The organism is Mesorhizobium sp. WSM4841 (assembly GCF_055811515.1).
Window position 1 is genome coordinate 1 of sequence record NZ_JBVVQC010000082.1, and the last position, 1,328, is coordinate 1,328.

Here is a 1,328-nt window from a genome sequence, read left to right on the forward strand (position 1 = left end):
AATTCGCTTTCGGCTTGAGTATCTCGAAGAGGTTCTCGTTCGACTTGTTCTAATACCTGGCGTCTGGGCCCGGCCGCGTGAAAGAAGGCCCGTGACAGATGGGAGCGCGGTTGGCTTAAGCGCAACCGCTATGGAGATGACCACTGGTTGGTTGAGCCGATCACCGACAACAAGGCCGTAATCTACGTTCTCGCAATCCTCTTTTTCATCGTCCTACCGATCATACTTGGCCTTAACGGCATCTCTCATTAGGTCTCTGGGGGTCCACTTCAACGGAGCACGGTCAAAACGCTGATCGACCGTGGGATTGATGCCGACGCAAGGGCTGGTTTGGTCGAGCAATTCGTCCGGCTCAGCGCTCGCTTGCCCGATCTGAGGCAGGCTGAGAAAACGTCAGGATCGTTGGCTTCGACGCGAGCGCTCAACGTGGCGGTTGCCGAACAGCGGCGGCTGATTGTCGAGGTGTACAAGGGCGCGAAACCGAAGCGGGTGCAGGTCGATCCGGAGCCCGAGCCCGAGGCGGATCGAGTATGGCGTGCGAGGTACTGGGGCAATCTTAGCGTGAGCGACGATGAGCTTGAGCGGAGGTACGGCGCGCCAACATGGGCGGTGTTGTGCTACCCGACGCATGCCGAGTGGATCGAAGACGATGCGCGGCTGACCAGACTGGCGCAGGATGGGCGATTGGCGAGTCCTACGGCGCGTCAGGACGAGCGGGAGCCGCATCCCGGTCCCATAAGACCAGCCAAGGGCGAGATCGCGTCCAGCGGCTCGCCTGCGTTTCAAAATCAACCCCAGGCGCTTGCCAAACGGCCAGTTTCCGGCCACGGCCCGCCTAAGAACGACTTGGCAGGGAACCGATTTAACAAGCTCTGAGTTTCAATTGTTAACCCAAGGTGAAAGTCTTAGGGAGCAACACAATGAAAACCATCCATCATCTCCTCGCCGGCACCGGTATGGTGCTGATTTCAAGTGCATTTTTCGGCTCAACGGCGACCGTTCCAGCATTTGCGCAGGCGATTGAGCGCCAGATCTCGGCGGGGCAGCAATGTCGCTTGTGCCCGCCGCTCACCACTGGCGAGGGCCATCCGACAGGCACAGCTAGTAGGGACACCATCGCCGGCAGCGGCAGCGTCGGCGACCACGGCACCGGCAGCGTCGGCGGCACCGGCAGCCTCAGCGGCAGCGGCAGCATCGGCGGCAGCGGCACCGGCAGCATCGGCGGCAGCGGCAGCATCGGCGGCAGCGGCACCGGCAGCATCGGCGGCAGCGGCAGCATTGACGGTAGCGGCACCGGCAGCATCAGCGGCAGCGGCAGCATTGACGGC

General features: G+C 62.0%; 1 protein-coding gene and 1 pseudogene. Both read left to right on the forward strand.

The window, feature by feature from the left end:
- The first annotated feature begins 330 nt into the window (after positions 1–330).
- Complete coding sequence (locus tag AC0L14_RS34705) at positions 331–876, forward strand: hypothetical protein (RefSeq protein ID WP_473752221.1); 546 nt, start codon at positions 331–333, stop codon at positions 874–876.
- 44 nt (positions 877–920) lie between these two features.
- Positions 921–1,328, forward strand: a pseudogene (locus AC0L14_RS34710) (hypothetical protein); the annotation flags it as partial.